The organism is Paenibacillus donghaensis, from assembly GCF_002192415.1.
GTDB lineage: Bacteria > Bacillota > Bacilli > Paenibacillales > Paenibacillaceae > Paenibacillus_AQ > Paenibacillus_AQ donghaensis.
In genome coordinates, this window is the sequence record NZ_CP021780.1 from 7,842,296 (window position 1) to 7,863,355 (window position 21,060).

Annotated in this window: 19 protein-coding genes; 17 read left to right on the forward strand and 2 right to left on the reverse strand. The window is 49.7% G+C overall.

Annotation, left to right across the window (positions count from 1 at the left end; translation table 11 throughout):
- The first annotated feature begins 63 nt into the window (after window positions 1-63).
- From B9T62_RS35545 to corA, 12 genes are all read left to right on the forward strand, one after another.
- Complete coding sequence (locus B9T62_RS35545) at window positions 64-894, forward strand: alpha/beta hydrolase family protein (RefSeq protein WP_087919566.1); 831 nt, start codon at window positions 64-66, stop codon at window positions 892-894.
- 111 nt (window positions 895-1,005) lie between these two features.
- Window positions 1,006-1,782, forward strand: coding sequence for a DODA-type extradiol aromatic ring-opening family dioxygenase (locus tag B9T62_RS35550; protein WP_087919567.1), 777 nt, complete (start codon window positions 1,006-1,008; stop codon window positions 1,780-1,782).
- Between the two features lie 150 nt (window positions 1,783-1,932).
- On the forward strand, window positions 1,933-3,045 hold the full coding sequence (locus B9T62_RS35555; RefSeq protein WP_087920552.1) for a DUF3048 domain-containing protein: 1,113 nt from the start codon (window positions 1,933-1,935) through the stop codon (window positions 3,043-3,045).
- A 196-nt stretch (window positions 3,046-3,241) separates the two neighbouring features.
- Window positions 3,242-3,859: a DUF47 domain-containing protein gene (locus B9T62_RS35560; protein WP_087919568.1), complete on the forward strand. Its 618-nt coding sequence runs from the start codon at window positions 3,242-3,244 to the stop codon at window positions 3,857-3,859.
- A gap of 12 nt (window positions 3,860-3,871) precedes the next feature.
- A complete protein-coding gene (locus tag B9T62_RS35565; RefSeq protein ID WP_087919569.1) occupies window positions 3,872-4,861 on the forward strand; it encodes an inorganic phosphate transporter in 990 nt (329 codons plus the stop codon).
- Between the two features lie 338 nt (window positions 4,862-5,199).
- Window positions 5,200-5,928, forward strand: a complete 729-nt coding sequence (locus B9T62_RS35570; protein WP_087919570.1) for an amino acid ABC transporter ATP-binding protein — start codon at window positions 5,200-5,202, stop codon at window positions 5,926-5,928.
- Between the two features lie 38 nt (window positions 5,929-5,966).
- Window positions 5,967-6,800 (forward strand): glutamate ABC transporter substrate-binding protein, encoded by an 834-nt coding sequence (locus B9T62_RS35575; protein WP_087920553.1) that lies wholly within the window; start codon window positions 5,967-5,969, stop codon window positions 6,798-6,800.
- 142 nt (window positions 6,801-6,942) lie between these two features.
- Entirely contained in the window at window positions 6,943-7,593 is a 651-nt protein-coding gene (locus tag B9T62_RS35580) for an amino acid ABC transporter permease (RefSeq protein ID WP_087919571.1), read from the forward strand.
- 141 nt (window positions 7,594-7,734) lie between these two features.
- On the forward strand, window positions 7,735-8,385 hold the full coding sequence (locus B9T62_RS35585) for an amino acid ABC transporter permease (RefSeq protein ID WP_087919572.1): 651 nt from the start codon (window positions 7,735-7,737) through the stop codon (window positions 8,383-8,385).
- A 90-nt stretch (window positions 8,386-8,475) separates the two neighbouring features.
- The gene (locus B9T62_RS35590) at window positions 8,476-9,768 is read left to right on the forward strand and encodes an ATP-binding protein (protein WP_087919573.1); all 1,293 of its coding nucleotides are present in this window, start codon (window positions 8,476-8,478) and stop codon (window positions 9,766-9,768) included.
- A 1-nt stretch (window position 9,769) separates the two neighbouring features.
- Window positions 9,770-10,675, forward strand: coding sequence for a response regulator (locus B9T62_RS35595; protein ID WP_087919574.1), 906 nt, complete (start codon window positions 9,770-9,772; stop codon window positions 10,673-10,675).
- Window positions 10,676-11,045: 370 nt separating this feature from the next.
- Window positions 11,046-12,005, forward strand: a complete 960-nt coding sequence (gene corA / locus B9T62_RS35600; protein ID WP_087919575.1) for a magnesium/cobalt transporter CorA — start codon at window positions 11,046-11,048, stop codon at window positions 12,003-12,005.
- 115 nt (window positions 12,006-12,120) lie between these two features.
- On the opposite strand, the gene B9T62_RS35605 is transcribed toward corA, so the two are convergent.
- Window positions 12,121-12,675 carry a tyrosine protein kinase gene (locus B9T62_RS35605; protein ID WP_087919576.1) on the reverse strand — a complete coding sequence of 185 codons (555 nt, stop codon included), beginning with the start codon at window positions 12,673-12,675 and terminating at the stop codon, window positions 12,121-12,123.
- Between the two features lie 582 nt (window positions 12,676-13,257).
- Between B9T62_RS35605 and B9T62_RS35610 the strand changes: the two genes are divergently transcribed.
- The 4 genes from B9T62_RS35610 to rlmD all read left to right on the forward strand — a co-directional run bounded on the left by B9T62_RS35610 (window position 13,258) and on the right by rlmD (window position 17,379).
- Window positions 13,258-13,548, forward strand: coding sequence for a YerC/YecD family TrpR-related protein (locus B9T62_RS35610; protein WP_087919577.1), 291 nt, complete (start codon window positions 13,258-13,260; stop codon window positions 13,546-13,548).
- Between the two features lie 3 nt (window positions 13,549-13,551).
- Complete coding sequence (locus B9T62_RS35615; protein WP_087919578.1) at window positions 13,552-14,325, forward strand: sirohydrochlorin chelatase; 774 nt, start codon at window positions 13,552-13,554, stop codon at window positions 14,323-14,325.
- A gap of 239 nt (window positions 14,326-14,564) precedes the next feature.
- Window positions 14,565-15,455 carry a diacylglycerol kinase gene (locus B9T62_RS35620; RefSeq protein WP_087919579.1) on the forward strand — a complete coding sequence of 297 codons (891 nt, stop codon included), beginning with the start codon at window positions 14,565-14,567 and terminating at the stop codon, window positions 15,453-15,455.
- Window positions 15,456-15,690: 235 nt separating this feature from the next.
- Entirely contained in the window at window positions 15,691-17,379 is a 1,689-nt protein-coding gene (rlmD, locus tag B9T62_RS35625; protein WP_087919580.1) for a 23S rRNA (uracil(1939)-C(5))-methyltransferase RlmD, read from the forward strand.
- A gap of 21 nt (window positions 17,380-17,400) precedes the next feature.
- Here rlmD and B9T62_RS35630 read toward each other — a convergent pair whose 3' ends face one another.
- Window positions 17,401-18,930 (reverse strand): recombinase family protein, encoded by a 1,530-nt coding sequence (locus B9T62_RS35630; RefSeq protein ID WP_087919581.1) that lies wholly within the window; start codon window positions 18,928-18,930, stop codon window positions 17,401-17,403.
- 488 nt (window positions 18,931-19,418) lie between these two features.
- Between B9T62_RS35630 and B9T62_RS35635 the strand changes: the two genes are divergently transcribed.
- Window positions 19,419-21,032 (forward strand): copper amine oxidase N-terminal domain-containing protein, encoded by a 1,614-nt coding sequence (locus B9T62_RS35635; protein WP_087919582.1) that lies wholly within the window; start codon window positions 19,419-19,421, stop codon window positions 21,030-21,032.
- Window positions 21,033-21,060: the final 28 nt, after the last annotated feature.

The following is a 21,060-nucleotide window of genomic DNA, read 5'->3' on the forward strand; positions in this document are numbered from 1 at the left end:
ACTAAATTAATCGGAATTAAATTAATCCAGTGAAATGGATTCTATTATAAGGAGGACAAGGCGATGGAACGGAATATCGTGATCCGGCTGGGCCGGGAGGAACTGACAGCAAGCATTCATTATCCTAACAAAGAAAAAGGGACCTCCGGGCGCTGCAAGGACCGTGTGCCGCTGGCCGTCATCTGCCACGGATTCGTGGGCAACCGGATTGGGGCAGACCGGATCTTTGTCAAAGCCGCCCGGGAGCTTGCCGAGGATGGTTACATGGTGATCCGTTTCGATTACGCCGGCTGCGGTGAGAGCAGCGGCAACTATGGCAGCGAAGACATGGAGTCGATGATCCTGCAGACCCGTGCGGTGCTGGACTACGGGATCGGCTCAGCCGATGTGGACCCCCAGCGGGTGACGCTGATCGGGCACAGCCTGGGCGGTGCGGTCGCGCTGCTGACGGCGGTCCGCGACCGCCGCGTGAAGAACCTGGTGCTGTGGGCGGCCGTAGGATATCCGTTCAACGATATCGTGAAGATCGTAGGCCGGGAAGCTTATGACCACTCCGTGAAGAACGGCTCGGCCGATCATGCCGGCTACGCCTTTACTCCACTGTATTTCAACTCGCTGGCATCCTTCCAGCCCTTTCAGGAGGCGGGCAAATTCGGCGGTGATGTGCTGGTCGTTCACGGAACGTCCGATGATATCATTCCGGTCGACTACGCGTTCCTCTACCAGAAGCTGTTCTGGACACGGCCGGAGGGCCGCTGCGACAAGGAGATTATTTTTCAGGCGGATCATACCTTCTCTTCTGGCCCAGCGCAGTCACAGCTGCTTAAGCGGACCCGGGAATGGATGAACCAGCAGGAGCATCTGCAGGAGGAATGGCAGAACTGGATGATCTAAATAAGCTGCGGCTTTCAGCCCCGCAAGGCTTGTCCGCCACTCGCATTCGGGGAGAAGAAGCGGTAAAATAAAAGGTGCAGGCCATATACTGGGTTATGGAGGTTGCATCGTATGAAACTACCCGCTTTTTTTATCGCACACGGTTCGCCGCTGCTCGCGCTTGAGGATAACGAATATACCCGGTTCCTGGAACGGCTGGGTCAAGACCTGGAAGCCCCGCGCGGGATTGTGGTGTTCTCCGCGCATTGGGACAGTCCCGAGCAGCTGCTTACCGTGGATGGACAGCACGAAACTCTACACGATTACTATGGATTTCCTGACGAAATGTATTCTTTAACTTATCCCGCCCCCGGTGACCCGGCCTTAAGCCGCAGAATTGCTGCACTCTTCAAGGACAACAATCTGGCTCACCAGCCGGTGCTGGGCCGCGGACTTGATCATGGCGTCTGGGTGATTCTGAACAAAATGTTCCCGGAGGCCAATATTCCGGTGGTTGCACTATCCGTAGATTCCTTGCGGTCTCCGCAGGAACAGTACGATATCGGACGAATGCTTGCTCCGCTGCGTGAGGAAGGCATTCTCCTGATCGGCAGCGGAGGACTCGTGCATAATCTGCGGCTGCTGAAGCAGGATGACCAGCCTGAGGAATGGGCAACCGAATTCGACGCTTGGGTGGCAGAGGAATTGGATTCTTGGAATCTGCCGGAGCTGTTCGCCTACGACAAGAAGGCCCCGCATGCCAGCAGCGCAGTACCTTCCTACGCCAGGGAACATTTCGTACCGCTCTTCTATGTGATGGGCAGTGCGGACGAGGGCAGGAAAGCCCAGCGGATGATTCAGGCCTACCAGTACGGTACGCTCAGCCTGAATTGCTGGATGCTGGATTAACTTCATATCACGTAAGGCAGGTACAGCCGCTGGTTCAGGGCTGTGCCTTTTTCGTGTATATGACCAAGCTGACCCAAGACAAAGCAGTCAGGCTGTGATTAAATGGAGGGAGCCTGTACTTTCAAAATTGTGGGAGGAATATATCAGCTTATGAAAGTGAACCGTACCTCATTGGGTCTTCTAAGCGTCATTCTGCTGGGAACGCTGCTGCTCTCCGCCTGCAGCGGGCAGAGTGCTGAAGAGGTTGTTGTACCTTCGCCCCCGCCGACTGAGGCTCCGCAGCCAACCGCCACTGCAGTTAGTGAACCTTCTCCTACGCCTGAAGCTGCCGAAGAGGGCCAGGTGTCCAGCCTGACTGGGCTAACGGTACCCGAAGACAGTCTGCCGCGTCCTTTGGCCATAATGATTAATAATGCCCCTGCCGCCCGGCCGCAGTCGGGAGTCAGCGAAGCGGATATCCTGTATGAGGTGCTGGCTGAAGGCGGAATTACGCGACTGATCGGGATCTATCAGAGCCAGACCGGCGTAGTCAAGATTGGTCCGATCCGCAGCATCCGCCCTTATCTGCTGGATATCGGCGAGAGCTATGGCGGGATAACTGTGCATGCAGGCGGAAGTCCGGCAGCGTATTCAATCCTGCAGAAGCAGAAGAAAGAGGATATGGACGAAATCGGTCGCGCTGGAGCATTCTTCTGGCGGACCACGGACCGCAAGGCGCCGCATAATCTGTACAGCAATACCTCGAAGCTGCGGGAAGGCGCCGGGAAGCTGGGTTTTGCGCCCGAGGTGAAGGTGCCGGGATATCTGTTTGCCGCCTTCGGGCAGAAGGCTTCAGGCGGTGAATCGGCTGTCGAATTCAGCGTGAACTATCTGCTGAAGAGTTATAATGTGGACTATAAATATGATGCCGTACTAGGTACATATCAACGCTGGGTGAATGGGAAGCCACATCTGGACCTGAACAACGAGCAGCCGGTAGCGGCAGCGAACGTGATGGTGATGGGCGCTGACCACAAGGTGCTGGATGATGTCGGAAGGCTGCAGGTTGATGTCGAACTGGGCGGGGAAGCGCTGCTGTTCCAGCAGGGACAGGTGCTTAAGGGCCGCTGGTCGCGCCAGTCGGGCGATGTGATCCGCTTCGTAAGAGAGGGGCAGGAAGCGCTGATGGTTCCGGGAATCACCCATATTCTGGTGGTGCCGAATGCGCCGTCCTTCAGCAGCCACGTGGAATACTTAGGGTTAAAGTTTACGGATCAGACCTGAAGAATACGCCCGCCTTCACAGGATTGTTTTCGGAAGAATGGGGGATTGTGAATATAGTGTAAAAAGTTCGCTTCTTTTGCTTCTATCCCTTGTACGAATATGATAAGATAACAAGGGTTGTCATTCATTTTCATGCTTTTTTACATATGGATGGCTTCGGTTTACTCGGTAATTTTATGTAAAGGGGTTTAGCGCAATGAGGTTAAGAAAAAAGGACATTTTCTTCGAGACGCTGGAAAATATGGCGGACACCATTGTCCAAGCTGCCGATTATTTCGCGCAGAATATTACCAATCTTAAAGAGAATGTGGATGTTTTCGCTGCAGAGATGAAGAAATACGAATCCCAGTGCGATACTTACACTCACACTGTAATCAAGGAACTGAACAAGACCTTTATCACCCCGCTGGAACGCGATGATATTATGGACTTGATCACAAGTATGGATGATGTCATTGACGGGCTGGAGGCGTCGGCCTCGCGTTTCTATATGTATAACCTGCTCGACGCGGATGAGTATATTGTGCAGTTCGCTGAAATTCTCCGCCAGAGCGCCTATGAGATCCAGAAGGCGATCCATTTGCTGTCGCAGAAGAAGCTGCTGGCCATCCGTGAGTACACCATTCGTCTGAATGACCTGGAGAACCAGGGCGACGAAGTGCTCCGCATCTGCACCAAAGTTCTGTTCGAAACCGTGAAGGACCCCATTGAGCTGATCAAGCGCAAAGAGTTGTACGAGCGTCTGGAGACTACTACGGATAAATGTGAAGACGTAGCCAACATGCTGGAATCGATCATCATGCGCAACTCATAAGGGGCCGGAAATATGGAAACATCATTAGTGGTACTAAGCTTTGTTGTTTTTCTTGCACTTGCGTTCGACTTTATCAATGGATTCCATGATACAGCCAATGCCATTGCAACCTCTGTCTCGACGCGTGCGCTGAAGCCGCGGACAGCCATTATTATGGCGGCTTCGATGAACTTCATCGGTGCCCTCGCCTTCACCGGCGTAGCCAAGAAGATCGGGGGGAGTATTACCGACCCGACCTTGCTTGATAACGGGATTGATATTGTTATCGCTACCCTGATTGCGGCAATTATCTGGAATCTGGTCACCTGGTGGTTCGGAATTCCCTCGTCTTCATCCCATGCCCTGATCGGGGCACTTGCGGGTGCGGTATATGTTGGTGCGGGTTCTGATCATATCAAATGGAGCGGTTTTATTGAAATTGTAGAAGGATTGGTGTTTTCGCCACTGATCGCTTTTGCCATCGGGTATATCGTGATGATGATTCTGAAGTGGATCTTCGCCAAGCGCAGCCCGCACACCGTCAACAAGGGTTTCCGCTCGATGCAGATCGTTACTGCAGCACTCCAATCCTTTACACACGGCACGAATGATGCCCAGAAGGCGATGGGGATCATTACGTTTGCACTGGTAACCTCAGGTCGTTTGGAGACGATGGAGGTGCCGTTATGGGTTAAGATAGCCGCAGCGACCTCGATGGCGCTCGGAACCTCAATCGGTGGCTGGAAGATCATTAAGACGATGGGTACGAAGATCTTTAAGATCGAACCGATCAACGGGTTTGCGGCCGATCTTTCGGCAGCCACTGTTATCTTCTCGGCCACCCTGCTGCACCTGCCGGTCAGCACCACCCATGCCATTACCTCCGCCATTCTTGGGGTAGGCTCAGCCAAACGGTTCTCCGCTGTCAAATGGGGGATCGCGGGACGGATCGTTGTCACCTGGTTCATCACCATTCCGATCAGTGCTGTATTGGCCGGTGTTATTTTCAAAATCTTTTTCTAGGACAACCTACTACTATACGAATGATGAAGATGTCATGCAACCCGCAACCCGGGACTGCAGACATCTTTTTTTTGTTTTGCAAGGAAAGTAACGGATAAAGGTTTCATTGATTTCAAGAGAGGAATGTCACAATAATTCACAATAGACTGATAAAAAAGCTTAATCGCAGCAAAAAGAAAATGAAATAGCTCACGTTTTGAAAAGAAAATGACATGAAAGAAAAATTATAAGCATAGTATTATGTAGTTTTTAGTAGTCTCTACAGTAAGGTGTGTTTTAAGTGTTACCATAGTTAACAGCGAAATTGACGAATATGTTCGATAAAGGAGGCCCTGTCGTTGATCGACTTTGAGCAAGTAGAGAAACATTACGGAACTTTTCATGTGCTGAAGAATATTGACTTGCATGTTCAGGAAGGGGAAGTGGTTGTTGTAGTCGGTCCTTCCGGCTCCGGCAAGAGCACCATGCTACGCTGCATTAACCGCCTAGAGGTCATTACAAGCGGAGGACTTACGGTAGACAAGATCACTGTGAATGACCGCAAGACAGATATCAATAAGCTGCGCAAAGAGATCGGGATGGTATTTCAGCATTTCAACCTCTACCCGCATAAAAAAGTAATCGATAATATCACGCTTGCCCCAATCAAGGTTCTGGGATTATCCAAGGCAGAAGCGGAGAAGACCGCCATGTACTATTTGGAGAAGGTAGGCATTGCCGAGAAAGCACAGGCGTATCCCTCCCAATTGTCCGGCGGGCAGCAGCAGCGTGTAGCGATTGCCCGGGGACTTGCGATGAAGCCGAAGATTATGCTGTTCGACGAGCCAACCTCGGCACTGGACCCGGAAATGGTCGGTGAAGTGCTGGACGTGATGCGCACACTGGCCCGTGAGGGCATGACGATGGTCGTGGTCACCCATGAGATGGGATTCGCACGCGAGGTGGCTGACCGCGTCATCTTCATGGATCAGGGTCAGATTGTGGAAGAGGCCGAGCCAGAGCAATTCTTCGCGAATCCGCGTGAAGAGCGGACACGCACATTCCTTAGCCGTGTATTAAGCCATTAAACATCTATAAGGATCAGAGGAGGAAGAAAATAATGAAAATGTCAAAAAGCTTCAAGCTGCTTAGTGTGCTGATGATCGCTGCTCTATTCGTACTTGCGGGGTGTGGCAACAACAATAACGCTGCTAACGGAAACACTCCGGCGGCAGAAGGCGGTTCGGACGCGATTGCGAAGATCAAGGAACGCGGCAAGCTGCTCGTAGGCGTCAAATTCGACACCAAGCTGTTTGGACTGAAGGACCCGGCTTCCGGGGAAGTGCAGGGCTTCGACATTGATATGTCCAAAGCGATTGCGAAGCATATTCTCGGTGATGAGAACGCAATTGAACTGAAGGAAGTCACCTCCAAGACGCGGATTCCGATGCTGAATAATGGCGAAATCGACATGGTAGTCGCTACGATGACGATCACGGAAGAGCGCAAGAAGGAAGTAGACTTCTCTGATGTATATTTCCAGGCCGGGCAATCCTTGCTCGTGAAGAAGGGCAGCCCGATTACAGGCATTGATGATGTAACCAAGGATACGAAGATTCTTGGTTCTAAAGGCGCTACCTCGATCAAGAACATCAAAGAAAAGGTTCCGGGTGTTACTGTACTGGAATTCGACAATTACCAGGATGCCTTCAGTGCCCTCAAAGCTGGTCAAGGTGAAGCCTTGACTACAGATGATGCCATCCTCTACGGCATGGCTTCCCAGGACCCCGGATATGAAGTGGTAGGCGAGCCGTTCACTGACGAGCCTTACGGGATTGCGATCCAGAAGGGCAACAGTGATGTAGTTAAAGCCGTTAATGATACATTGGCTGAACTGAAATCAAGCGGCGATTACGATACGCTGTACACTAAGTGGATCGGCAAAGCACCTGCGAAATAAGTATATCCGTAAGCAAGTCTTCCATAGGCAGCAGCGAAAGGATGGAACGGGAAGACCCGCCGGCCATCCTTTCGTGTTTGTCTGAAGCACTAAATGAGCTTATAAGATCTTTCTATTTTTAAGGCAAGGGCAGGTGACAACGATGGATTATTCGATATTAATTGATTATTTCGACCGTTATATGGAAGGGTTCTGGGGTACGCTGCTATCCAGTTTGCTGGCGCTGGTCGGCAGCTTCGTGTTGGGGACTGTGATCGCTGTGTTCCGCATTACCACAGTACGCGCGCTGCGCTGGGTTGGGACCGGCTACGTGGAGTTTGTCCGCAATATTCCGCTGCTGCTGGTGGTGTATGTCTTTTATTACGGACCTTCGGCCTTTGGCAGTCCGATGAGCGGATTCAATGCCGGAACCATTGGTCTTGCCGTATACACTTCAGCATTCATCGCCGAGGCGATCCGCGCCGGCATCATGGCAGTACCCAAAGGGCAAATGGAGGCTGCACGTTCCTCCGGGCTGAGCTATATTCAGACGATGCAGCATGTCATCATGCCACAGGCGATTAAGCTGGTCATTCCGCCGCTGGGCAACCAGTTCATTAACCTGATTAAGAACTCCTCGATTCTGACCGTTGTGGCCGGAATGGACCTGATGTATTTTGCCGACGGCATTGCTATCGATACGTACCGGACATTTGATACCTACATTTTCGTGGCTTTGTTCTATCTGGTGCTTACGTTGCCGCTAAGCTATGGAATTAGAGTATGGGAGCGCAAACTGCAGCGTAATTACTAAGTTTATGCTTACGAAGTAAGTTTTGTACGAAGGAACACAAGGAAGCTTATGCTCACAAAACTAAGCTAATGCTTACGAAGTAAGTTTTGTACGAAGAAACACATGGAAGCTTATGCTCACAAAACTTTTAGGAGGAATAGTATGGATTTTGCCGGTGCATATTCTCCAGATAATCTGAAGTTTCTGCTGGATGGATTATATATTACGCTGATTGTGGCGTTTGTTTCGATTATTTTCAGCTTTGTAATTGGCTGTATCATAGGTGTGATCCGTTATTCGAAGGTTCCTGTATTATCTCCCGTTATGTTTGTGCTTGTGGAGCTGGTGCGCAACCTGCCGCTGCTGCTGATTATTTTCTTTATCCGCTTCGCCTTGCCGGAGGTAGGGATTAAGATGGGGCTGATTACAGCGGCAATTGTAGCGCTAACCATCTTCGAGGCGGCGATGATTGCCGAGATTGTACGCGGAGGTTTAACTTCCGTTGATAAAGGCCAGATCGAAGCTGCACGCTCCTCCGGTCTGAGCAACATTCAGACTTTGTGGCATATCGTGCTTCCCCAGGGACTGCGCCGGATGGTTCCGCCGCTGGTCAGCCAGTTCATTTCTTTGCTGAAGGATACCTCGCTTGCGGTAATCATCTCCTTGCCAGAGCTGATGCATAACGCCAATATTGTGATCGGGCATGAATATTCTTACGCGATTCCAACATTGTTGCTTGTAGCTGTGGTTTACTTCCTGGTGAACTATCTGCTGTCTGTTCTCTCAAGAAGACTGGAAACCAAAATGGTCTAAAAAATTAGCACAACGTGCTGAAAATCGTATGAAAACAAGTTTTATTATGGTAGTATAATGGTCAACATCTCTTGGCAGGAGCAGTGGGCGATGGGATTATCTATACTAAAGTACAGATTCGTGCAAATTATATTGGTTGCAGCAGGAACAGCTGTAGCCGGAGAATTCAAGATTAATCCGTTCGATGGAGACATCTTTCGGATTGCCATGGGCAGCAGCGCTTTTCTGCTGTTTTTGCTTTTAATGAGGCAGCTGCCTTACATCACAACAGGGATTGTTACAGGCACCGTCGTGCTGCTGTTCCGCACAGCGATGGATGCTGTAACAGGTAGTAGTCTTTCCTTGCTGGAGAGCATGAACAGCCACTTCTCGGCGATGGTCTATTATATTGTGTTTGCCGCTCTGATGAGTCTGATCAAGAGTCGGGTGGATACGTTCCATCCGCTGGTGCTGGGCGGTGTTGCCGCGCTAATTGATCTGGTCTCTAATGAGATGGAGCTGCTGACCCGGCTGATTGTGCTCGATTCCAGCTCGTTCCGACTGAATGAATGGACGTATCTAATGGCGATTGCCGTGCTGCGCACCTACTTCACAACCGGCGTATACAGCAGCATCTCAGTAAGTCAGCTGCGGATCACGCAGCGGGAGCAGAACCGGCGAATGGAGCAGATGCTGGGTTTCGGCTCCGGGCTGTACGGAGAGGTGTTCTACCTCAAGAAATCCATCGGGACGCTGGAGCATGCAACGTTACGCAGCTTCGAGCTGTACAGCGGTCTCAAGGAAGAAGGGCATCAGGACTACAGCCGCCAGGTGCTGAATATGACCCAAGAGCTGCATGAGGTGAAGAAGGATTCCCAGCGTATACTGGCAGGGCTTATGAAGCTGGTTGACCGTGAGCTGGCCGGGGATCTGGATATGCAGCTATCAGGAATCCTCCGTTTTACGATCAAGAGCAATGCCAAATACGCCGAAATGCTTGGCAAAAACATCAGTTTCAGCCTGAATCAAACCTCTGACTATATAACCGCTAGCTACATTCCCCTGCTGACATTGCTTAATAACCTTACCGCCAATGCGGTAGAAGTGATCAAAGGCAAAGGCAGAATCTCCCTTGATGTGTATGAGAAATCGGGTACGACCGTCTTTTCTGTGACTGACAGCGGCAGCGGGATTCAAGCCCTGGACCGCGATTTGTTGTTTGAGCCCGGATTTACGACCAAGTTCGACGAAGAAGGTGTGGCTGCGACAGGGATCGGATTGTCCCATGTGCGTGACATTGTGGAGCTGTTCGAAGGAGAAATCAAGGTGAAGACAGCTTCAAGTGCCGGCGGAGCGATGTTTCAGATTCTGCTGCCTACGGCCAAGCTGCGGAAGGAGGAATAATATGCCGCTTTCTTTCTGTATCGTGGATGACGATGCGGCAGCCAGACGGATGCTGCAGCATATTATCGAAGACAGCGGACTCGGCGAAGTGGTGGGAACAGCCGACGGGGGGCAGGAGGGAGTCAAGCTGATCCTCGGCGAAGCGCCAGATATTGTGCTGATGGATCTGCTGATGCCGGATCAGGATGGCATTGAGACGATTAATTCCCTGCAGGCGCAGGGCTGCCGTTCCAAGTTCGTGATGATCTCGCAGATTGAGAATGGGGATCTGGTCGGGCGCGCCTACCGCAGCGGGATTGAGTTCTTCATCCGCAAGCCGATCAACAAGTTCGAGGTGGAGGCTGTGCTGCAAAAGGTGAATGAGCGTTATGCGATCAACCGCTACCTGGAAGAGATCAAGTCCAGCCTGTTCAAGCTGGAAGGGCTGCAGTTCGGTCCGCCGCCGATCCCTCCCGCCAAACGTTCGGTGAAGGAGATTATCCAGCCGATCCTGATGAATATCGGAATGATCTCGGAGAACGGCAGCCGGGACATTATTATCATTATGGAGCAGATAGCAGCCAGAGGAGGAGAAATGGGTACGCTGCCGCCGCTGAAAGAGCTGTATGGATGGGCTGCTGCCACAACCAAAGAAACCCCCGCCGAGATTGCCAAGGAGGTCAAAGCGGTGGAACAGCGACTGCGCCGCGCGATGGCGGCAGGCCTGACCAATCTGGCTTCCATTGGGCTAACGGATTACGGGAATCCCAAGTTCGAATATTATGCGCCGCTCTATTTCGATTTCGAAGAGGTGCGGCTGAAGATGAAAGAGATTGAGCAAGGCCGGGAAACGGGCAAGATCAAGGTAAACATCCGTAAATTCCTGCAGGTGCTCCATCTGGAGCTGCAGGAGGGAAGCAGTCGGTAGACCTTAATAGAGGGTGATGACCTCCAGAAGCGGATTTCTGCTTCCGGAGGTTATTTATTTTAAAATATAAGAATTTATAGGCTTCACGCCATAAATTATCCATCTATTTCTCGCAGAAACGGATGCCGTCTTTTACAAAGGACGGCGAAGCCATTTCTACTTAATAGGAGGGCATTTGGGCACAGCCGTCTTTATGCTGTACAATAAGCAGTGTGATACCCGCTCACTGATTCTTTAGCTTACGCTGAACTATAGAACGTGAACATAAGAATGTTATACTCGGAGTATTCAGAAAGTCTGATCCATCAGGCTCTCTGAACACTCCACCCTTTTATTCTTAAGTTCATCTTATATAACGGAGGATTCTTACATGATACATACAATGGCCGTAACGCCAACAGGTGAAGTGCTGACGGGAATTCCGCTTGCTGAACTCCAGCTGGAGAATTATGCCTGGATCTGGGCGGATTTTGACATGCCGACGGAAGCGGAAACCCTGCTGCTAGATACCTATTTTCATTTCCATCCACTGGCTATCGAGGACTGCATGCATATCCTGCAGCGACCGAAGCTGGATTATTATGAGAAAGTGCAGTTTTTTGTGCTGCATGCCTTGAATGACCAGACGCTGGAGGCCGAAGAGGTGGATCTGTTCCTGAGCCATAACTTTCTGGTCTCCTATCATCACGATCAGAAGCCGGAAATGAATGAGGCCTGGGAGCAGGTGAAGAGTGAGATACACAGCCGCAAGGGCTGGTCGGGCGGACCGATGGCGGCAGCTTACCGGGTGATGGACAAGCTGGTGGATAAATATTTCCCCAGCCTATACAACATTGAGGATGATCTGGCCGACCTGGAGAGCAGAGGCAGCACAGAATCTGTCGAAGAGCTGATGGGCCAGGTGTTCGATGTGCGCGGAAGGTTGCTTAAGCTGCGCCGGACCATTGTGCCGATGCGTGATCTGATGTACCGGATTGTCAATTCCCAGCATGTCCAGAGCAATGGCGAGGAACGGATCTACTTCGGAGATATCTACGATCATCTGCTGAAGCTGACCGATATGATCGAAGTTGACCGCGAAATGACGGCAGATCTGCGGGATAGTTACATCTCGCTGAATTCGAACCGGATGAACTCAATTATGAAGACGCTGACGGTAATTACGACTGTCTTCATGCCGCTGACGCTGATCGCCGGAATTTACGGAATGAACTTCAAGGTGATGCCTGAGCTGGAATGGAATTATGGCTATTTCGGCGTGCTGCTGCTGATGGTAGTGCTGGGCATCGGGATGTTTGGCTGGTTCCGGCGCAGCGGATGGTTTAAGTAATGCTGCATAAGCCTCCCGGGGGAGGGAGGCTTGGCGAAGAGCCAATCTGAGCGGAACGCGCTCGGAGAAGGGCCGTGCCGCAGACTTGGCACAGGCATAAAGAGAACGCCGCCGTCTATTTGCGGCGGCGTTTGCCGGAAGCCGGAGCCGAGCGGCGCCGTTTCTGGGGAGCGGCCTTGCGGCGCGGCGCGGCAGGGCGGTTCTTCCTGCGCCGCTTCGGTGTATAGAGTGCGGCGTCCTCTTCTGCGGCCAGTGCTCCGGCGGCTCCGCCCTTTTTTTTGCCGAAGGTTCCCATCACAAGCTTGACCATCGGAGCCATCTGCTGGAAGCTGTTCATCACCTTCTGCACCTTGCCCATGGAGCTAACGATTCCGTCGATTCCGCCCATACGGTCAATAATTCCCTTGATCTGCTCTATATTGGCCAGATTTCCCAGGCCACCGAGATTGCCAAGACTTCCAAGCAGCCCGCCGCTCTTGGCTTCAATTGCTTCAACTGCGGGCAGAGCCACCGCCGTATCCACAATCTCTGCGTTATATGCAGGGAGGATTCCGGTATCGACGGGGACGGGGGCCGGCACATAGGGGCTGACTCCAGGATAAGGAGATGTATAAGGCTGGGCTAGCGAACGCGCGCTTCGGCGGGAATGGTTATAGTAATGATCAGGCATAATATCACATTCCTTCATTAGTGGTTTGCTATACTGTATGTCATGGGCGAACATACGGTATAGACGAATGCCCGGTTTATCGGGATAGGAGCGGAAAAGGGCAGGTGCCCAGACCTGACAGTGGAAGTGAAGAAACCGTGTCCGCGCTTGATTTTCGGCAACTATGTAGTACTATAGTGTAGGCAGGAAGACCTTCGGCAGCGCTGGGGAATGCAGGTTCCACACCCGAGATGTGTGCGCCAGTGATGGACGGTTGTCCGTCATTTTCGTTCTTTACAGCGTGAAACCGTTAATGCTTGAAAAATGCGCTCCAGTACAATATAGTAAAGGCAAGATATAGAACTTGAACTTAAACTAAAAGGGTTACCATTTAAGTTCGTCTTATATAGTCGCATTTATTTTTAAATATAAAAATTTATCTGTTTCCACGTTATCAATTATCCTTCTATTTCTCGCTGAAACGTCCCCGTCCTTCTAAAAGGACGGGGAAGCCGATTCCACTTGTGCTTTCGGATAGCGGTTTTGTAAGGAGCTTAATCTATGTAGCTAATGCTGACAAAACTTTTAGGGGATGATGAATACATGCAGCTCAAGAAGCTAGACGATAGAAGTATTGACCAATTATTTGAAGCCATTTTAACCTTGAAAAATATGGAAGAATGTTATGTTTTCTTTGACGACTTATGCACTGTAAACGAGATCCAATCGCTGTCGCAGCGGCTGGAGGTTGCCCGCATGTTAGGTAAAGGTTCTACATACAATCAGATCGAAGCTGAAACCGGGGCAAGCACGGCGACTATTTCGCGCGTGAAACGCTGCCTGAATTACGGGAATGACGGCTATAAGCTGACGCTGGAACGTTTAGGACGCTAGAAGATGAAGCCGGGCGTGCTTATTATCAGCCATGGCTCCCGCGATAAGACCTGGGTTGGCATCGTAGAGGAAGCCGTTAGCGGATTGTCGCTGCGTGAAGAGATGCCTGTTGCCGTTTCTTTTCTGGAGCTGGTTGAAGGCCGTTTGATTCAGGATGGAATTGATGAGTTGGAATACGCAGGGGTCACAGATATCATTGTGATCCCCTTGTTTGTGTCTTCTGGTAGCACCCATGTTGATGAGATAGAATATGCATTGGGCGCCAAGTCTGAGCCTGAACGCGAGACGGATCTGGAATTATTCACTGTGAAGGCGGCTGTACACTACGGCTATCCGGTCGACGATGACCCGGATATTGCCGTCATGATCTGGGACAAGCTGCGCGAATTATCGGTAGAGCCGGAGCGGGAGACGATTCTGCTTGTGGGGCACGGAAGTAGGCATGAAGGCTTCAGGCAGCGTTGGCAGCAGGGGATCTCCTCCTTGGCCGAGCGGGTGCGGAAGCTCAGCGGAGCTGCGGCGGCAGATTATGGCCTGCTGAATCCCGACAGTGTGAAGGCGAAGGTGGAGTATTGGCAGGAGCGGGGACATTCGGTGCTGGTGGCGCCGCTGTTTCTGAGTGAAGGTTATTTTACCAAACAGGTGATTCCGGCGAGGCTTCAAGGGCTAAACTATAAATATTCCGGTCAGACGTTGTTGCCTCATCCGCTGCTTCCGCACTGGATTGAACAGCAGGTGGAGCAGAAACTGGAAGAACTGCGTAATAGCGCGATTTAGAAAATAAACTTGAGAATGTTAGGTATGAGAAGGTGGATGGGCCTAATACACAGGGCTTTCTGTTCTTTAAAAAAGCAAAGGTATGGAGCCGAAGTAGTCAACACTGCAGCAGGCGCATACATTATAGATAGGGTTCGGAATTCAATTTGTAACCCGAAGGTCTCTCACATTGATTGTAGGGTCTGGAATTGGGTATAATCAATAGGTTATCTATTATAAAAACAGGTGGCGTTCCGGTAATGAAAACTGCGAGATTGATCTATAATCCCACTTCTGGACGGGAAGAAATGAAGAAGCGGCTCGCCGACATTCTGGACCGGCTGGACATGGGGGGCATTGAAGCCTCCTGCCATGCTACGTCCGGAGAAGGCGATGCCACATTGGCCGCAGCGGATGCCGTTGAACGCGGATATGATCTGATCATAGCGGCGGGCGGCGATGGAACTTTAAATGAAGTAATAAACGGCATGGCCGAGAAACCCAATCTTCCGCCACTGGGTGTGCTTCCGCTGGGAACTACGAACGATTTTGCCCGCGCGATGGGGATTCCCAAGCACTGGGAGGATTCCTGTGATCTGATTCTCCGCCAGCAGTCACGTCTGATCGATCTGGGCAAAGCCAACGACCGTTATTTCATTAATATTGCTGGCGGCGGAAGCCTGACGGAATTGACCTATGAGGTCCCAAGCAAACTGAAGACCATGATGGGCCAGCTTGCCTACTACCTCAAGGGGATTGAGAAAATGGCCAGCCTGTCTCCGACCGAGCTGATCATCCGGGCCAACGGCCAGGAAGTGATCCATGACGAGTTCATGCTGTTCCTGATCGCCAACACGAATTCCGTAGGCGGCTTCGAGCGGCTTGCTCCCGATGCACGCATCGACGACGGCTTATTGGATGTGATCGCGGTGAAGAAATGCAACCTTGCCGAGTTCATCCGTCTGGTCAGTCTGGCCATCCGCGGCGAACATCTGCAGGACAAGAAGGTCGTCTACTTCCGCACCGATGCGATGGACGTCATCTCCCCCGATAACGTGCAGCTGAACCTCGACGGTGAACTGGGCGGCACCCTGCCGGGCCGGTTCCGGATTCTGCCTTCCCATCTGCGAATTTTTGCGCAGAATCAGTAGGGATGGATGAGGATATAACGGTCATTTTTCCCTATAAAGCGTAATATCAAGCGTAAATTTGCGAATTAAAGGGAAATATTCCCTATAAGATAAGATTCTATAGAACGTGAACTTAAGAATGTTACATTTGGAGTTGCCGGGAAGCGCTATGACCAGACTTTCTGCCAACTCAGCTGCTTCATTCTTAAGTTCATGATTTATAATCGAAGATGATGAAAGAAGTGAACTCTAGAAGATGAATAAACACCGCAGTGGACGCAGCACGGGCCGCCGGAGCCGCCCGGCGCCGGTCGCCGGACTGCCAGTGAATAAGAATGATGAGGTCACGCTCGATATTATCGGCATGACCCATGACGGTGAAGGGGTAGGCCGCGTGGAAGGCTTTACCCTTTTTGTGCTGGGGGCCCTGCCCGGTGAGAAGGTCCGGGCCAAGGTGCTCAAGGTCAAGAAGCAATATGGCTACGCCAAGCTGCTGGAGGTAATTGAAGCGAGCAGTGACCGCGTCACGCCGCCCTGCGAGATCTATGACAGATGCGGCGGCTGCCAGCTGCAGCATCTGTCATACACAGCGCAGCTGGCGTGGAAACGCCAGCTGGTGGTGGACAACCTGCAGCGGATCGGGAAGCTGCAGGTTGCGGGCGCGCCTGCGATGCGCAGAGCTGGCGAGAGCAAGCAGGCCGAAGCAGGAGGCCAAGCAGCGCTTGGCGGGAGTGGAGCCGCTACAGGACGCGTCGAAATGAATGACGCAGGCGAACCTGCGGATGTTCAAGTTGCTGGTGTGGATAGTGTGAACGGTGGAGTGGCTGACCCTGCTGTTGTAGACAACTCTGCTGATACGCAGCAGGTTCAGCCCGCTGCTGCAATAGCGGATACCACAGGTATCCTTGTGCGTCCTACGCTTGGCATGGACGAGCCTTGGCGTTACCGCAACAAGGCCCAGGTGCCGATTGGCGTGGCCAACGGGGAGCTGATCGGCGGATTCTATTCGCGTGGCACACACCGGATCATCGACATGGATACCTGCCTGATCCAGCATGAGAGCAACGATGATGTAGTCCGCAAGGTGAAGGCTATCGCCCGCCGGCTCGGAATTATGCCCTATGATGAAGAGACCGGCCAAGGCCTGCTGCGCCATGTGGTGGCGAAGGTAGCTTTTCGGACCGGGGAGATGATGGTTGTACTGGTCACGAACGGTGACCGTATTCCGCAGCAGGAGGAGTGGATCAGCGAGATCCGCCGTGAGATGCCTGCCGTGACCAGCATCTGCCAGAACATAAATACGAAGCAGACGAATGTGATTTTTGGCGACATTACACGCACGCTCTGGGGCAACGAGGTTATTTACGATTATATCGGTGACGTGAAATTCGCCATTTCTGCCCGTTCATTCTATCAAGTGAACCCGCCGCAGACCGAGGTGCTCTATGGCAAAACCGTGGAGTACGCCGGACTTACCGGCAAAGAGACCGTGATCGACGCCTACTGCGGTATCGGAACGATCTCGCTGTTCCTTGCCCAGCATGCCAAGCAGGTCTATGGCGTGGAGATTGTGCCCGAAGCCATCGAAGACGCCCGCGCCAACGCGCAGTTGAACGGCATGAACAACGTGACCTTCGAGGTAGGCGCCTCCGAAGATGTAATTCCGGCCTGGAAAGAGCAGGGCATCACCCCCGATGTAATCGTGGTTGATCCCCCGCGAAAGGGCTGCGATGCTCGTCTGCTGGACACCATCCTGGAGATGAAGCCGGAGCGCGTGGTGTATGTATCGTGTAATCCTTCGACATTGGCGAGGGATTTGAGGGTACTGGAGGATGGCGGGTATAGAACGGTTGAGGTGCAGCCGGTGGATATGTTCCCGCATACGGTGCATGTGGAGTGTGTAGTGTCAATATATAGAAAAGATATGTTAGAAAGGGATGCCTAAGCATCCCTTTCCTAAGTCTTACTATAGAGTAACCTTGAAGTTGTAAGTGATTTTTACATCACCATCTTCTTTCACATCAATGCGTTTAACCAGCATGAGTAGAAGCTCTCGATCCAGTTTATCCAGGGAAACAAGCTTGGCAATATCGGATAGGAGTGGCTGTTTGACTTCGTTGCTTTTGGTTAAGTGTAGTAACTTTTCCTTAGCGACTGTCAACTCCTTGCTTAATCGATCTAGCATTTCATGATATTGCTCTTTTGTGATGTCTCCATCCAGCCATTTGTCTTCGGAGATTTGTTTGCGTTTCTCAATTTTATCGATATTGTTTTTGATAGCTGCAACCTCTTTGGCATGGTTTTTCTCTTCTATCTGAGATCCCTTTTGTAATCCCCGAACAAGAGTATCCTTGTTAACGTGCTCGTTCATGAGTTGATGGATATCTGCTTGGATCAGATCGAGTAAATTCGCTTCGTGAATTGAGTGGCGCTTGCAGTAATCTTTGCCCCATAACTTATACTTGCCGCACATGTAGTGCGTTTTGCCATAAGGACGTTTTACACAGTGCATTCCTCCCCCGCAATCAGCGCAAAACAGTAGGTGAGTAAATAAATTTGGCATTCCGGAAACTTTATTGTGCGACCTGCGTTGAATCAGTGATTGCGCCATCTGATACTGTTCTTTAGAAATAAGAGCGGGGTGATTGTCTGGAATGACAATTTGCTCTGTAGGAGCCGTGTTTTTACGTTGGCTGCTTCCCAAAGTGATGGCTTGTTCTTTCTGCGCAACTAGATATCCGATATACGCCGGATTGGTTAGAATGTACTCTATACTGCTTTGGCACCAGTATTCACTTCCATTCTTTCGTCCTTGAACTTGTGCTGGAGTGGGAACCTTTTCTGTATTCAGTTGGTTGGCAATAGCTTGCATTCCTAAAGTCCCCTCTTGGTATGTTGAGAAGATACGCCGGACAATTTCCGGAGTATCGTTTGTAGCAGGAACCAGTTTTTTATCCGCCTTTTCGTAACCATACGGAGGGAACGATCCGGTAAATTCACCCCGCATGGCTCGAGTTCTTTCTGCCATGCGTACAAAATCTGACGTGGTTTGACTAGACATTTGGTACAGCATTGAGAAGATGGCTAATTTGGTTTGCCAATCGCTTTGTGTGGTATCAAATGACTCAGTAATAGCAACAAAGCGAATTCCTTTCTTTACAAGCTCGGGCACTATAGTATTGAGTTCACCAATACTGCGGCCGAGGCGGCTGAGAGATTTAACGAGAATGACATCAAACTTTTTACCCATTGCATCTTTTATTAAGCGCATAAATTCTTTTCGTTTACTGAAGCTGGTTTTTCTCTCGCTGTAAGTATCAAAGAGCAGCCAATTGTTTGTGTGGATGTAATCTATCAGTCCTTCCTCTTGATTAATAATTGAAGAATCCTGTTCTTCAAAAATCGTTGAGACTCGAACATAAGTAGCTACCTTCATTGTTTTTCCCCCGTCTGCAGGGGTGCCTAAACCGTCGTTGCCAAGCACATTATATATCATACTCGGCCACCTGCTAATTGTTTTTTTAACCACTCTAATAGAACATTTTCGAGTGTCTGATCTCCTTCAAAGGTACGGCCAATTATTTCGCCTGATTTCCTTTCATTTCCCTTCATTTTGGTACTCCTCCCGGAATTGGATTAGGGAATAACAAAAACCCTAAGTACAATGGCGCAGGTGCCGTTCACACTCCCGGAATAAGAATTGTAGACAACAAATCGCTATGAAAAAACACGATCTTTATTTTTCACTGACCATTAACTACTGGTCAGAAAAAATAAAGAACGTGTTTTTTTGTTTTATATAATGTAAATTGTTTTTTTTAGGGTGTCTTTGCTTTCCTTATGTGGAAGAGGGTTTAGTTTTAAAGAAGAAGAATCTCCAATAAAAGGCAACAAATCTTAGGGAATTATAAATTCCAGTCTTCACCATAGCGATGAGGGAATGTGTAATATATGAGGAACTAAAACCAGGGAGGGGCTTGTAAAATGATAGTTCGATCATCAATAAATCAGAAGTCAATTCAAACTACAGCAATCCACCTGTCATCTACGTATTCCCGAAGCAAAGTAAATGGAAAGAGTTTTGCTAAGCGTTCATTTAGCATAGTAGTTTGTGGAATGATGTTGGGTTCCAACTTGATAGGCGGAGTGCTTTCGAATACCACAGCACAATCAGAAAATAGTTTTGGCCAATCGATTTCTTCAGGCGTTTTGCTGAATCGCTTCATTGATGATGTTTATCTTCAGAATTTACGCATGGCAGTACAATCATTGAATGCAGATGGTTGGAACCTTACGAGACTACGCTCGCTATCAAACAGTCTCATGGAAATTGAAAAGAAATTATCTGGAAATGTAGACTTTCTAAACATTGAAGCTCTACGTAGCGTAATTCTAGAGACAGAGGATTCTTTGGTGACAAATCCTCTCAGCAATAGAGATCGGCATTTACTTGCTGAGGAACAAAGAGCGAAAGCTGTACTAGTTCAAATCAAGCAGAAGATTGGAATCTCTATTGCTGAGGGAAAGGTTAATTTATCCTTATTACGATCCAATGCTTCGGAAACAAAGAGCAATACAGTATTGGCTTCTTCGACAAAAGAAATCACAGTATACCTCAATGGTGTTAAGCAACATTACGCTGAATCTCCAGTCATGAGTAATGGAACAGTGCTTGTTCCAATGAGGGGTATATTTGAATCTTTGGGTGCGAACCTCGTATTTGATGCGAAAAATAAGACGATCCATGCAAAAAGAAATGAAACTCAAATTACCGTTATTGTAGGAGCGGCATCTGCTTCGGTAAATGGAAAGAACATTCCATTATCAGTTAAGGCTCAGACAATTCATAATATAACGATGGTACCTTTACGGTTTGTAAGTGAGGCCTTAGGGGCGACTATAGAATGGAATGCAGAAACTATGACTGTGAAAATTGAATCTCCGTCTGTATCCACCTCAGCAACACCAAATGTTAAATCAGTGAGTGATAGTTATATCAAATATGGGAATCATGTATATGGTACTAACAATCAAACGGAGTATACAAAAGTTATGAATGTAGTGGCCGGCGCACTTAAAGAAGGAAACTCCATAAAATTAGGTGAACTGTATACGGAGTATTACTATAAGTATATTGAAGGATACAGATGGTCTGGTGATACTTCAGATCGTTCCATACAAAATCGAGGTTTGAAGAGTGCAGAGGACAGCATAGGTGTATTAGTCGCGGATGGGGTAAGTATAGAGGAAATTGAACGTGTGTATCAGGCTCAAAGTATTGCTATAAGGTTATTAAATAAAGCTGCTAATCCAGGAGAAGGGAGTTATTCCGCTTATGATGCTCTGTTTTATAATATCTCGAATTGCGTATCTGATGCTCATGTAAAATCAGTTGTGTTTGATTCAATTGAATACAATACAATTGTATACGGTGGGAATGGTCATGCGGAAATGGCATTTCAAATTAACGGTCTTTGGTATGAGACGGTTTCTGGAACGTTTGAGAGAGTAGATCCAGTTAATAGTCTTGCTACAGACGGTAGCATTTTGGTGCAACCAACTTTCGGAGATATGATACACGTAGTACATTCGATTTAGTAGAAGTGCCTTCTAGGACGAGCCCAAA